We start from the raw sequence: 12,740 nt of genomic DNA, 5'->3' as shown, positions 1-12,740 counted from the left end.
TTTTTTGAACCAACTCTGATAATATTTAATACGAAATAGAAATTAAGAAAATATGTACAACTTACACAAAGCAGCATTAATTGACGATAAGAAAAAACTAGAAAAAGAGATAAACGAAAATGATTTTCGTTACGAGCCAAAGTGGTTGAAAGAACATAAGATTCAGTATCTTAACGATATTATCGAACAAGGAAACAACGCTGTTTGATTTGACTGGCAACATCATAATTATTATTGAAAAGAAAGTTTTTTGGCAAAAGCAACCAAGACTATAACTGACAAGTTAGAAAATAAGGTAGGTAATTTAGAGGAAAAAAACAGTGAACTAAATAAAGAATTAGAGCATAAAACTGAAAAACTTGAAACTGCTTTGGCTGAAATATTAGTGGAAGTAAAAGAGTTAAAAGAAAAAGTTGGCAAGTTAGAACAAGAAAACAAAGAGTTTACTGCTCAAATAGAACAATCGCCAAAGAAACTATAAAAAATCTAATTAACATTATAAAAATAGTAAAATGACAGGAACAAAAGAAAATGAAATAAAAAATCCATTAAACCCAGCCGAATGATTGCAAGGAGCTAATAAACTAATGTCGCAACCCAATTGAGCGAAAAGCGGTGAAATTAGAGAATTTTGCAATAAATTAGACAAAATAAAAGAAGTTGTTGAAACACTTTTGCAACAGGAAATTAATAAAAATCCTGCTAACAAAACAGCATTAGAAAATATAAAGCAAGAATTAATAAAAATAGGAGGATTAGGAACAATTACTCCAACTACTGGAGGAGGCTTAACTCCCCTAGAAAAAGAGAAAAAAGCCTTAAAAGATGAATTAAAAAAGATTATAACTGAATACAAAGGTGAAACTAATGTGTTTGGAAACTTTGAAACTGAAGTAGTTAATTTTAATAACAATGCCGGAAAAAAACACTTTCACCAAAACGCTGCTACTTGGCAGGAAGAGGTGGAACAAACGCCTGCCGATACAACCGACACTGATAAATTAGACGCGAATGAAGTTAATTCAATAAAATTTGGCTTTGCTCATTTTTTCGTACAAAAAGTGCTAGAAAATAAAACTAAAAGCAATGCTGATAAAAAGAAAATGATAGATGAATACTTTGTTAAATGACCACATGGTAAAGATGATATTTTGCAAGATAAAACTCCCAATTCAGTAGGTAATAAAACTATCGAAGAAGCCTACAATGAACTAGGCAAAGTAGACAAACTAGTTAAAGAAAGACAAGACTTGAAAAATGAATTGCAAGCAATTATTGATGATTACCAAGGCAAAGGCATTGTCAAAGGAAATTTTGAGGATGAGTTAAATGAATACAATAAAGTATCAGGCGGCATAGGAGGACACTATCATCATAAAGATAAATGAGAAGAAGATATTGATGCCATTCCGGAAGATAAAACAAAAAAAGGAAAATTAGATGAAATTGATGCTAATTCTATAAGATACGGCTTTGCAGAATTCTTTATAGTATCAATAATTAATGGTCAAGGGAAAAAAAGGAAGAAAAAAGAGGCAATTGATAACTTTTTTGCCAAACACCTAAAAGATATTAAAGACATTATTTTTGGTGCCACGGGTAAACTGACTGAATTGCAAGGCAAGACCGTTAAAGAGGCTTATGATGACTTGAGTAATTAATAACTAAAACTTAACAAGAATACTCGGCAGAACTAAATATGAACTGAACTAAAAATAAATGCGAAACTGAGGAGGAATTAAAAGCCAAGTATGACGCTTATTTTAAAGAATGAGAGAAAAAGAATAAAGTAACTGATAAATTTGTGTCTCCGGGGTTAAAAAAACCAATGTCCAAAGAGGAGGCTTTAAAAAAACTAGATGAAGAGATAGAAAGAGGAAAAAAAGGACAAGCGGAATTCAATGTCCGGTTAAAAGCATGAGCAGAAAAATGGAGAAAACACATTGCCGAGCGAGAAAAAGAAGTCTTACGACTATTTAATGAATTAGAAAAAAAGTATGGCAAGTTATAATTATCGAGAAGAAGTAATTAAAGCAAAAGACGATGTCCTCTTGTTATACCGCAAAATCCAAAACCAAATCGATAATACAACTGAATTAGGAGGAGAAGCAGAGATTTTGTATAATGATTTTCTTTTTTGTGTCGACCAAGCCAAAAATGAAGAACTAGAGCCGGAAGATGCCGCCGAATTAAAAGAAATTTTGCAAGAAGTCAATAATTTTCGCCAAAGTTTAGGATTATGAGGTTAGAGGAAAGCCTGCCAATCTCTTAATAAATGTGTTTAACCATGACCGAAGAATTAGCCTTGAAAACTGAATGCCAAATCTGAAAAACAAAAGCAGAAATATGAGAACAAGCCTTTAACAAATTATTAATTAATCGCTTAGTAAACGATATTCCTCGCACGGAGTTAACCAAAAAAGGGGCAGATTTGCCAATTGAACAACAATATCAGGAAGGCGAACAGTATGCTCTTAAACATATTGTCGAACTTCACAAAGATGAAAATGCGAATGAATTTCAAGTCAAAGGAATTTGGTGAGATATGGTTTTTAATTACTTACAGGATAAGACCCTGGCCTTTATTGCGGGGGCCTTAAAAGGGTTAATTAAGGATCAAATACCCAATCTAATTAAATTGGCTGATTGATTAATAGAACAACTGGAAGAGAAAATTATTAAAGGCTACAATCAATTAGGCAGTGAATACCAAAGTATCGTTAAAAATGAACTGCAACAATATTCTCAATTTAGTAGATTAGCCCAAAAATTGGAGTAATGGTTAATACTAGGTTGAATTAGTATGGTGATTAGGTTATGTGTGCTATTAGTCGCATACTTGCTTATATACTTAGATAGATATAAGTGCTTGTTTAGCCGTGTGTATTGCTTGTCTATTACCTAGCTAACTATTGGTGTCGTTCTCTCCTTGGAGAGATAAGACATACTTTAAAGCGAACACGCACGCAATTAACGATGCATTGATGCATTTTAAAACCGAAAATATTTCTAAAAAACTTTTCAAAATTAAGGCCTAAAAAAGGAAACGGCAAGCAATTTGGCGAACAAAAATTAAGCCCGGCAAGAAAAACTACGTAAGAGCAAAAGAACAAGCAAAAAAATAAGAAAAAGTTTAAGGGCAGAGATATTTTTTAAAAAGGAGGGTTTTTTTAGCCTAAAACACTTTTTAAAAAACCGAAACCAAAAAAGTTTCAATTTTTATTTTAAGCATATCGCCCACCCGAGCGAGCGTGATTAGGATAAAAAAACAGGGAATAAAGCACCAATAATTATAGGAGGGGTAAAAACTCTAAACCACGGAAAATAAGGGAGCGGAGAGAAAAAAAGGACCAAAATTTGAGGTTTTGGAGGTCGAACTTTCGTAAAATGATTTAAAGACAGATGATATATTGTATATATAAAAATTGAAAAAGGATGAAAAACCTGACAAACCCAACATGCCGCCAGCAGGCTAAACCTGCAAGGTGGTAAAACCGAACTGAAGAGTTTTAAGAAGATGAAACTAAGAGTGAACAAAGACTAGGCGAGAGGAAAAAGGATAAACTAACAAAAAAAAGACAGCCGGAAAGACGGCAAAAGTAAATTTTATGAATAAGGAGAAAGATAGTAAAGGAAAATATAGCATTAAAGTAGACATTAAGCAAGTAAACCCAAAAGGAATGATCTGCGATAAAGACCTTGAGATAATAAAAGAGGGTCAGATGAAAGTGTTTTATGATAGCGAGGATAACCAAAAAGGGGTTTACTGCTCTAAACACTGGGATAAATAAATACCCCTATTTTAAAAGGTTATGACAGGAACTAATACAGAAACGAGTAAAATATTGGAAGCATAAACGCATGGCAGGACAAGCATATTGTATAATGAAAAATTGCGAAAATAGGACAGTTTACAGGACTATTCCTTGTAAACAATGTAGAAATGGTGAGAGTTTTAAACGTTCTGAATATTCAGAAAGGAAAAAGTATTGAGAGGATTGGGCGAAAACCAACCCCGACAAAATAAAAGCATAATGACTAACGAAACAATCATAAAGTACCACAGGGGAAAAAGTAGGACTGGCAAAATTATATGCTGACTTTCAAAAGGGCGACAAAAGTGTTTCTACTGCCATTTAAATAGTTTAAGCAAGGAAAACAGAAAAGGCAAAGTAAACAATAGCGAGTATTTTAAGAAGTGAGTGGAAAAAACCGCAACAAAAAGAAATAAGAATTAAAACTATGGAAAATCAAATAAAAAGGTGCGATAAGTGGTAATGGCGAATTAACTAAAAAGAAACATCAGCATTATCTCTATAACGGCAGATGATACGAGGGAAAATGACCCCAACCTTATCTTTAAAGTAAATCAAATAGAAAATGAGTACAACAGAAACAAACAAAAGTGATAATATAAAAAATCAAGGAGTAGTTATCGCTGAATTAGTCGAAAGACAAGTCAAAAAAGATAAAAATGGTGAAACTTATTATCTTTTAAAATTAAGCATCCGGCGAAGACTAACTGAAATGTATTTTGAATTAAGAAACGAAAGCAACCAACTACCTTTACCAAACAGTGATGATCCTTTATTCGTCTTTACCAATAAAAATAGAAACCGCTTTGCCTATACTCTGATGGTTGGCTGCATTTATTTATTTAAATATAGTAAATCCCGGCAGAACGAGGCTGATTATTTACACGTGGAAGATTGAAGAAAATTAGGCGACGATAAAAGAGTTATCGAAAGAAGTTATCGAGCATTATTAGATGGAGGAAATGAATCTGAAGAGGATGAACTGACCAATAAAGAATTACTGCTAGAATTAAGAAAACGGCGAAAAGAGAAAAGAATTAGACTCAATATAGGTGCGGCTGATAGTGAAACTGACAAAATTTGAGAAAGTTATAGCAGTAGAATTGATATTGATTTAGAAGATGCAGAAAGCAACTTTCGAATTAACTTGCAAGAAGCAGAAGAAGAGGATTATGTTAACACAAAAAGTTAATCATAGTAAAGGCTTCATGCTGTGAGGCCAGGCATCCCCCAATCTGCCTAGTTTAAGATTTAGGATAAGAACGACGAGTTCCCCGCTCTCTAAAAGAGAGACTATAAATCTTAATAGCTAACATTTAATTTGAGTATTGTAATATGATAAAAGCAATTTTAGCCATTAGCCTGACCGCTAACTTCTTTTTGGTGGGATTAGTGATAATCCTAACTTTTAAAGAATGTCGCGAGTGCGGCAAAGAGAAAAATATCAGTGAGATGTTTTGCTTCCGATGTAGCAAGTGCAAAGAGAAAAAAAACAATGGCGGTAATGGCAATGGTAAGCCTAAAAAGGTAGTGAATATACCTTTATAACTATGGAAACAAAAAGCATTCCCGAAAGGAAAAATAGTAGAAAAAAGGCTTGCTGATTCTGCTGAGTATTCAAAAGACCCTGACAGAAAAATAATGAATTAGTAATGGGTTATGTCTTGTTTTGGGATATTTATCCCCAGACAGTTAAACGGCCTATCTGCTGAAAGTGTTGTATTTTATGACAGCAAAGTTTAAAAAATGAAGTCGGTCGTAAGGATATGGGCTGACTAAACTATTACGGGGAAAGCAACGAATTAGAAATATAGATTTTATCAATACAAATTAAAAAAGTGAAATAAAATGGGAAGAGATGGCTTTTTTGCCATTTTTAAACCTAAATAAGGCGAAAATATAGACAATTTTAAGAAATAGAAAGCAATATGAATTACAATAAAATAAAGAAATTTTGAATAGATAACATAAAAAGCAAACAAAAAAGATGGAAAATTAAAGATGAGAAATTTTCAATTGCTAATTGAGAAAATGCCATTAACAATACTGATGACTTAGAACAATTACACGAATTAGGAGTTAAATTAAGAGAGGAAGTAGCCGCAAAAAATTGAAGCGTTCCTTTAGTTTCCAAAACCAAAAGAAAAGAACTCTCTAAAAAGAGTTGAGAAAAATTAATGAAAATTATGATGGAGGAACTGGAACAAGAAAGCGAAAAAGGAGTTGCTTTAAAATCCGCTTTTGACCATCAAGCAAACTCTATTAGCGAGTTTCAGAATAAGTTAAAAGTAATAGTAGGAAATGATTTGACTAATTGAGAAAGCAAAATAGTTAAAGCCGGAAGTAGTGATAAGGATATTACTGACTTACAAAAGAAAGTTAGCGATTTGGCCAATGAAAAGGATAATTTAGATAAAGAACTAAAACAGAAACAACAACAAATCCTCAATCACAAGTGCGATACTCCCAATGGCGAGGAATTGAACCAATTGAAAGAGGACTTAAAAAAAGCCAATGAGGAAAAGGAAGAATTAGAAAGAAAGTTGAATGAACCAATTCCTCCCCAAGAAAAAGAGGAGGACACCAAAGATTTAAGTATTGAAGAATTAAGAACTAAATTAAATGAAAAGAATATAGTAATTGGGAAACTTCAAGCCCGGTTGGATAAGATGGAAACTGAGGCTAAAAATAATTCTCCTGCTACTCAAAATCCCAAAAACGATAATAGTATGTTTTGAGGAACAGTCGGTTCTTTGCTAGTGGCAGCAATCGTGGTGATGTTTATTAGTTCGTTAATATTGATTAAAAAACGAAAGAAAACGGCGTTAGAAGTTAAAAAAACAAAGCATGAGAAAAGCAATTAAAGAAAACGAAAAATATTAGATTGATTAAACGGTTACGAAATCAAGGGGGGATAAAATTAGATTATTATTGAAAGAAAATAAGTAATTAATGGCTAGGAATTATAAAAAAATATCTGAATTAGAAGCAAAAGTTAGCGAACAACAGCAGGAAATAACCCGACTAAAAGACACATTAGCAACCATAGGCTTTTTAATAAGGCGTGGTGAGGAAATGGACAAGCAATTATTCAATATTATTCCCAAAGACTTAACCATCGAACAACAAACCGAGCAACTTATCGAAAGGCTAGATGCTAATGGATTGCAATTAATAGTGCCGAGCCAAGGAAATTGTAAGGCCGTAATAGTAAAAAAAGGAACTTTGGGTGATGATTTAAACAAGCAAGTATTGGATAAGATTATAGAAGAATCAAACAAAAAAGCAACTCAAAAAATAAATAAAGACATTCATGCAGATGAATCAAAGTCGGGAAAAGTTAAAGACAACACTCCTCCGTCACCAAAAAAAGAGTCGGTTCCATCAAAAGAAAATCAAACTCAAACTTCCCTAAAGGAATCGTTAAAAAAGAACTGAATATGACCATAAAGGAAGGGCTTAAGCCCTCTGATTTAAAGAACAAGTAAAAATTCGAAATTGAAAATATGGGAAACGGAAAAAAACTAAAAATAAATCAGATTCACCAAATGGATATCTTGCAATTCCTCGATAGGTTAGAGGAAAATAGCATTGACCTAGTAATTGCTGATCCTCCCCATAATTTGATAGATGCTGAATGAGACCAATTTAAAGATAAAAAGGAATTTTTTAATTTCACTTACAGTTGAATAGACAAATTAATTCCTAAATTAAAGAAAACGGTCTCTATTTACATATTCAACACTCCTTATAATTGTGCCTATATTGCGTCTTACCTAAGAAACAAAGGTCTGATTTATCAAAATTGAATAACTTGGTATAAAAAAGATGGTTTAAGTTCGAACAAAAGGCAATATTGCAGCGACCAAGAAACTATTCTCTTTTTTACGGGAAGTAAGAACTATGTTTTTAATTACAATGATATTCGCATACCTTATACCCACCCCACGAGAGTTAACTCCCCCAAAGGAATACTAAAAAATGGCAAAAGGTGATTTCCCCATCCCGATGGTAAACTTTGCCCTGATGTTTGAGAAATAAGCAGTGATCGGCACAAGAAGAAAGTGAACGGTAGAATTGTTAAGAACGAGCATCCCACTCCCAAACCTGAGGATATGATAGAAAGAATGATTAAAGCCAGTAGCAATAAAGGAGACTTAGTGCTGGATCTGTTTAGCGGCACTGGAACCACTTCCTTAATGGCAAAAAAATTAGGCCGAAATTATATCGGTTGTGAAAAGAATGAGAAATTTTGCCAAATGGCATCAAATAGAATAGAATAAAAATATGCAACAAACCGACATAAAAAATATTAGAATTAAAAAGATAGAAAGAAGTCTCAATAACCTTTTCTTAATTAAAGTGCATTTTTTAAAAGAAAATGAGGAAATGGATCACTTTCATTCTTTTTATAGAATTGCAGATAGCAGAAGAATAGTCTTATTGCCTCGTAATGAGAAAGAAAAAGAACTGCTAGAAAAAGCAGTCGCAGAAAACAAAAAGTGAATTAGAAATAACCGATCCTAAAATGTTAAAAACTTTTTCGGCTTATAATTCGCCAATCAAGCGAGGTAAATGCGATTCCTGTCAAACAGAGGCGGTAGTTATGCAATTACCAATTATTAAAACTATTGTCGGAAAGGAAGTGACCGAAAAAGATAAGAAAATGAATGACTATTGCTACAATTGTATAAGAGAAATGCGAATAGATCTTATTAATCGAGAGAAAATAAACAAAATTTACACTAACAAAGACCAAGATGCAGTGAGTGAAAATAGTCAACGGTTAATGATTGAATTCCTACAAAAAATGGAAAAGTTTTTTGAAGATTTTGAAAAAGGCGAGATTAGAAAATGTATCTTTTGTGAAAAAGATGAAACAGAAAAAATAATGGCCGGTGGCGAAGAATACGACTATTCAGCCTATTATGCAAAATTGGAGCCTAACCAAGGAGTTTGTGTAGATTGTTTTAGGTTAGTTAAGGAGGAGAGAACCAAAAGTAGCGACATAAAAAGTGATAAAATCCACATCGCCAAAATTATTACGGAAAAAGCAGGTAAAGAGTGAAAGCACGAATGGCATTGTGATGCTTGTCAGGCAATAATGAAAATTACGCAAGAAATTCAAGAAAAGTTTGATAGGAACATCACTAGCAAAGAGGGAGCAGATAAATTAGGCAGAAGCATGGTAGACAAAATTATTGCTTATAAAAATGCCAAGGGTTCTCTGTGCGAAGATGGGGAAGAATATTTAAAACATGCCAAAAGACTTTTGAAAGGAACTGAATACGAATTAGAATAAATCAATCAAAATAGTATTAATGTATGAATAATATAGTATCGAAAGAAATTTTAATAGAACGAGTTAAAGACAAAAATGATAACATTAATAAGCAGGATGTAAAAAACATCATCAATGATTTTTTAGAAGAAATTAATAAAGCACTAATTAAAGGCGAAGAGGTCAAATTAGTAGGTCATTTTGCTTTTAAAACAGTAATGACTAAGGAAAAACAAGGCATAAACCTAAAAACTAAAGAAAAAATAACAATTCCGGCCAAAAGAGTGCCAAAAATAAAATTTTCTCCTAATTTGAAAAAAGAAATTGCCGAAACTGAGTAATTAAAAATGGCTAAAAAATTTTGTAAAAAATGTGGTAAAGAAATTGAAGAAGGCAAAGAAATAAAAATTAAGAAAACCCTTAAAACTGGTAGTCATTCCTCTTACCGCGGTAAATATTCTGGTTGGTCCAGCCACCACTGGCCTATTGAAACTGCCTCTTATTACCTTTGTGATAATTGTTTTGAAAAATATGAACAAGAATTAGCTAAGGAAAAAGGTGGTGGTTATGTTTGAGCCTGGATTTTAGGAGGGGGTTGTTATTGCTGTAATAATCTTTTTGCTTTGGGCCTTTTGATGGATTATTAAAAAGAATAAGGAGAAAAAAAGTTAGAAAACATACTTAATACATGACCGACGAGGAACCCATAACCAAAATAGAAGACAAATCAGAAAAGAAGTGGAAAAAGGTTGAAAGATGATTATTAATTGCTAACTTAATAGTCTCTGTTCTCCAATTGTTAGCAACTTCTTATCAAATATTCAAGAGTTAAAAAAAATCACTGCTATTTGCGGAAGATAGTATGATAAAATATACTTATAATTTGTAGGACGGTCAAAAACAGAGTATAGGTCGCACTTAAAATAAACCGATAAAAAGAAATGAAACCTCCAATATACCAAGGAAACTACTATGAATACCAATGTTCTTTAAAGCACAATCACCGAATAGAAGTCGGTTATAATTTTGCTGATGAAACATTTGAAGTAAATAAAGAGCAACCACTAACGGAGAAAGACAAAAAATATGAAGAAAAGAAAATTTCAAATATTTTAAAAAATAATTTTTGTGAATTTTGTAATACAGAAGTAAAGAAAGAGGAATTGGCAGGATTTTCTCACGAGGAACATAATTCCCTAGCAATAGACAAACCGATCTGCCAAACTTGCTGAACAGAAAACAAAGAAAGAATAGAACATAAAGATGAGTATTACTGCTCCCTTAACTATTATTTAGAAGAAGTAGGAGTAACCGATACGGAAAGAGATACTTGCCCAGTTTTACCCAATTATCCAAAAAAGGGCAAAAAAGAAAGTAGTGTTTTCAACGATTTTGACAGAGAATATATTGCTAAATTTGAAAGCGAAGTAGACATAGAAACTTGGCAACGAAAAAAGAAGCTTTACGGAAAAATAAGCGACGAACAGAAATTTTTCATTTTAGAGTATTTATGCTATTTACGCGACCATTATTACCGAGATAGTAATGAATACAAGCAATTCCAAGTGGTAATAGAAATGATAAGGAATATTTACCGCAACGAACAAAACATCAAAGAAAATGACGGAAAATAATAAAGAAAAAATCCAAAACTCAGAAAACAACCGAACAAAAATCCACTATAAACTAGGCAATAAGGAAATTTATGCCTGATTTAATCCCAAAACTAGCACTTTTACTGAATTTACTGATCAAGGGAAATTAAGAAGTTGGCTAATTAAGGAATTATCTATTACTGAAAACAAAGAATGATACCAAATAATGTGAAAAAAAGGCAAAGAAGGGGAATGGAGAAGACTATATTTTACTCCTAAAGAGTTGCTTAACCAAAAATTAAACCAAGAGGATAACAAGTACGAAAGCAAATGGAGTTTCGCAAAAATGAACGACGAGCATAAATTATTCACTCTCAACTATTTATGCTGATTAAGAAAGGAGCAAGAAAAAACCGAAGAAAGAAATGCTATTGAAAAAACTATTGATGTTTTAAGGGACAAGTACCGGAGCGAACAAACTATTGAGACTAGCGAAGCACAATAGATATTAATAAAGACTAACAACACGTAACCGAGCGTGCGTGATATGAAGTAAAAATGACGATAAGAACTAATACTAAAAAAAAGAAAAAAACCAAAGACAAAACTGGCTGGGTAATTTCTAATAAAAAGTTAGGCAAAACCCAAAGTATTCAAATAAACCGAGATAATCAGGACCGGGAAAAAATACCGGATGATTTACCGGACAATCAAGAGAAAAAAAAGAGTGAAATAGTTTACCGGCTAGTAGGAGGAATAAACTCAGTCAGGGAAAAGGAAGTTGCTCGCAAAGACAGTGACCATTACGGACAAGTATTTTACGAACTGGATGTAGAGGAGAGAATAGAAAATGATAAGGAAAATATAAAGACAATATACGTTTTTGAGGACGTGATTGTCACTGAAAAAGTCTGAAAAGCCATTAAAAATAACGAATGAATAGATAAACGTTATGTATTCTTTTGCTATCTTAAAAATAAAAACAAACAAAGACTATATCGGCTATTTAATTGAGAGGAAATACCAAAGAAAGAGTAAAAATGAATAATAATGAACAACGAACAACTTTTAGAAGAACTACAAAATAAATTACAAAATTGGATAAAAGAAAAGGGAATTTCCCAGCAGAATATAAAGGAAATTATCGAAATATTAGACAGAAAATTAGGTATTCCGCCAAGCAAAAAACCAATTGAAAAGGTAACGGAACATGAGGAACTTTCCAGCATGATAGAAGCATTTAGATCAGGCAAATTTATAAGCATTGAGTTTAAGAGAGGATCTCGTGGAGAACTTAACCAGTAAAAATACTTGATGGAGCTTTTTTTAACAAGAGGGCAAACCCTTATAATGGAAACAACTAACAATAACATTTATCAAAAGCTGCAAGTCATTCAAGGTCAAGTAGGAAGTTTGTTCAAAACCGAAGAGAATAAGGGACAAAAATACTCTTTTTTTAATGAAAAACAATTATTAGAATTATTAAAGCCCGAATTAGCCAAAAATCAATTACTTTTTATACTAAGTGATGAAGAAAGTCAACCTTTAATTCATGAAAAAGAGGGCAGCATCCATTATTTAAAATACTTAAAAAGGTTAGAAATAATAGATAGCAATAGCCCAAATAGTCGCTTAATTTTTAAGTTTTGGGCTTGCGGACAAAGCAATGATTTAGCCAAGGCCAAAGGAGCATCAGAAACTTACTCTACTAAATACATATTATCAAAACTTTTCTTAATACCAGTCAAAGATACTAGTGATCCAGATTACCAAGAAAAAGAAACGCAGAGTATTCCTAAAGAGCAAACGGAAGAAATAATCGATAAAGAACAAATTGAGCAATTATTAAACTTATTTGAAACCAAAACCCAAAACTGACAAAAAGAAAAAAATGCTAGCAAACCTAACTCTTTTATAAAACTCTTAAACGACATATTTAGGGACTATAATTTAAAGGGCGAGGTCACTTTTGATAACTTTCCCGTGAGGGCTTATTTACTGAAAGAAAAAGACCGGCAAAGGGCTTGAAGTTACCTGACCAAACTTTAA

The 12,740-nt window shown here is 32.5% G+C and carries 23 protein-coding genes; all 23 read left to right on the top strand.

The genetic code is table 4. The annotated features are described in order from the left end of the window. Window positions 1-52: 52 nt before the first annotated feature. The 23 genes from DHMRE_RS03340 (at window position 53) to DHMRE_RS03230 (ending at window position 12,740) form a co-directional block, all read left to right on the top strand. Window positions 53-481, top strand: coding sequence for a hypothetical protein (locus DHMRE_RS03340; protein ID WP_322632290.1), 429 nt, complete (start codon window positions 53-55; stop codon window positions 479-481). Window positions 482-512: 31 nt separating this feature from the next. Beyond that, a complete protein-coding gene (locus DHMRE_RS03335; protein ID WP_322632289.1) occupies window positions 513-1,661 on the top strand; it encodes a hypothetical protein in 1,149 nt (382 codons plus the stop codon). A 38-nt stretch (window positions 1,662-1,699) separates the two neighbouring features. Beyond that, window positions 1,700-2,011 carry a hypothetical protein gene (locus DHMRE_RS03330; protein ID WP_322632288.1) on the top strand — a complete coding sequence of 104 codons (312 nt, stop codon included), beginning with the start codon at window positions 1,700-1,702 and terminating at the stop codon, window positions 2,009-2,011. Beyond that, window positions 1,998-2,249 (top strand): hypothetical protein, encoded by a 252-nt coding sequence (locus DHMRE_RS03325; RefSeq protein ID WP_322632287.1) that lies wholly within the window; start codon window positions 1,998-2,000, stop codon window positions 2,247-2,249. The genes DHMRE_RS03330 and DHMRE_RS03325 overlap by 14 nt, the downstream gene beginning before the upstream one ends. Window positions 2,250-2,287: 38 nt before the next feature. Then, window positions 2,288-2,779, top strand: coding sequence for a hypothetical protein (locus DHMRE_RS03320; protein ID WP_322632286.1), 492 nt, complete (start codon window positions 2,288-2,290; stop codon window positions 2,777-2,779). 829 nt (window positions 2,780-3,608) lie between these two features. Continuing rightward, window positions 3,609-3,791: a hypothetical protein gene (locus DHMRE_RS03315; protein WP_322632285.1), complete on the top strand. Its 183-nt coding sequence runs from the start codon at window positions 3,609-3,611 to the stop codon at window positions 3,789-3,791. A gap of 243 nt (window positions 3,792-4,034) precedes the next feature. After that, window positions 4,035-4,238 carry a hypothetical protein gene (locus tag DHMRE_RS03310; RefSeq protein ID WP_322632284.1) on the top strand — a complete coding sequence of 68 codons (204 nt, stop codon included), beginning with the start codon at window positions 4,035-4,037 and terminating at the stop codon, window positions 4,236-4,238. A 142-nt stretch (window positions 4,239-4,380) separates the two neighbouring features. Next, window positions 4,381-5,007, top strand: a complete 627-nt coding sequence (locus DHMRE_RS03305; protein ID WP_322632283.1) for a hypothetical protein — start codon at window positions 4,381-4,383, stop codon at window positions 5,005-5,007. Between the two features lie 143 nt (window positions 5,008-5,150). Beyond that, a complete protein-coding gene (locus DHMRE_RS03300; protein ID WP_322632282.1) occupies window positions 5,151-5,363 on the top strand; it encodes a hypothetical protein in 213 nt (70 codons plus the stop codon). A 2-nt stretch (window positions 5,364-5,365) separates the two neighbouring features. After that, window positions 5,366-5,629: a hypothetical protein gene (locus tag DHMRE_RS03295; protein WP_322632281.1), complete on the top strand. Its 264-nt coding sequence runs from the start codon at window positions 5,366-5,368 to the stop codon at window positions 5,627-5,629. Between the two features lie 114 nt (window positions 5,630-5,743). Then, window positions 5,744-6,679 (top strand): hypothetical protein, encoded by a 936-nt coding sequence (locus tag DHMRE_RS03290; RefSeq protein ID WP_322632280.1) that lies wholly within the window; start codon window positions 5,744-5,746, stop codon window positions 6,677-6,679. Window positions 6,680-6,767: 88 nt separating this feature from the next. After that, window positions 6,768-7,265 carry a hypothetical protein gene (locus DHMRE_RS03285; protein ID WP_322632279.1) on the top strand — a complete coding sequence of 166 codons (498 nt, stop codon included), beginning with the start codon at window positions 6,768-6,770 and terminating at the stop codon, window positions 7,263-7,265. A 56-nt stretch (window positions 7,266-7,321) separates the two neighbouring features. Beyond that, window positions 7,322-8,098, top strand: coding sequence for a DNA-methyltransferase (locus tag DHMRE_RS03280; RefSeq protein WP_322632278.1), 777 nt, complete (start codon window positions 7,322-7,324; stop codon window positions 8,096-8,098). A 4-nt stretch (window positions 8,099-8,102) separates the two neighbouring features. Then, window positions 8,103-8,342, top strand: coding sequence for a hypothetical protein (locus DHMRE_RS03275; RefSeq protein ID WP_322632277.1), 240 nt, complete (start codon window positions 8,103-8,105; stop codon window positions 8,340-8,342). Between the two features lies 1 nt (window position 8,343). Next, window positions 8,344-9,117 (top strand): hypothetical protein, encoded by a 774-nt coding sequence (locus DHMRE_RS03270; RefSeq protein ID WP_322632276.1) that lies wholly within the window; start codon window positions 8,344-8,346, stop codon window positions 9,115-9,117. A 23-nt stretch (window positions 9,118-9,140) separates the two neighbouring features. Further along, window positions 9,141-9,437: an HU family DNA-binding protein gene (locus DHMRE_RS03265; protein ID WP_322632275.1), complete on the top strand. Its 297-nt coding sequence runs from the start codon at window positions 9,141-9,143 to the stop codon at window positions 9,435-9,437. Window positions 9,438-9,443: 6 nt separating this feature from the next. Beyond that, window positions 9,444-9,743, top strand: a complete 300-nt coding sequence (locus DHMRE_RS03260) for a hypothetical protein (RefSeq protein WP_322632274.1) — start codon at window positions 9,444-9,446, stop codon at window positions 9,741-9,743. Window positions 9,744-9,784: 41 nt separating this feature from the next. Then, window positions 9,785-9,928 (top strand): hypothetical protein, encoded by a 144-nt coding sequence (locus DHMRE_RS03255; protein WP_322632273.1) that lies wholly within the window; start codon window positions 9,785-9,787, stop codon window positions 9,926-9,928. 109 nt (window positions 9,929-10,037) lie between these two features. Continuing rightward, window positions 10,038-10,730: a hypothetical protein gene (locus DHMRE_RS03250; protein WP_322632272.1), complete on the top strand. Its 693-nt coding sequence runs from the start codon at window positions 10,038-10,040 to the stop codon at window positions 10,728-10,730. Further along, window positions 10,717-11,196: a hypothetical protein gene (locus DHMRE_RS03245; protein ID WP_322632271.1), complete on the top strand. Its 480-nt coding sequence runs from the start codon at window positions 10,717-10,719 to the stop codon at window positions 11,194-11,196. The genes DHMRE_RS03250 and DHMRE_RS03245 overlap by 14 nt, the downstream gene beginning before the upstream one ends. A gap of 53 nt (window positions 11,197-11,249) precedes the next feature. Further along, window positions 11,250-11,729, top strand: coding sequence for a hypothetical protein (locus tag DHMRE_RS03240; protein ID WP_322632270.1), 480 nt, complete (start codon window positions 11,250-11,252; stop codon window positions 11,727-11,729). Window positions 11,730-11,741: 12 nt separating this feature from the next. Then, window positions 11,742-11,996 carry a hypothetical protein gene (locus tag DHMRE_RS03235; protein WP_322632269.1) on the top strand — a complete coding sequence of 85 codons (255 nt, stop codon included), beginning with the start codon at window positions 11,742-11,744 and terminating at the stop codon, window positions 11,994-11,996. Between the two features lie 45 nt (window positions 11,997-12,041). Then, window positions 12,042-12,740, top strand: a complete 699-nt coding sequence (locus DHMRE_RS03230) for an ERF family protein (protein WP_322632268.1) — start codon at window positions 12,042-12,044, stop codon at window positions 12,738-12,740.

Source organism: endosymbiont DhMRE of Dentiscutata heterogama (genome assembly GCF_002888635.2).
In the GTDB taxonomy this organism is placed as follows: Bacteria; Bacillota_I; Bacilli_A; order Mycoplasmatales; family CGIF01; genus CGIF01.
Note: the sequence above shows the minus strand (reverse complement) of the source record. Positions and strands in the feature narration are given on the sequence as shown.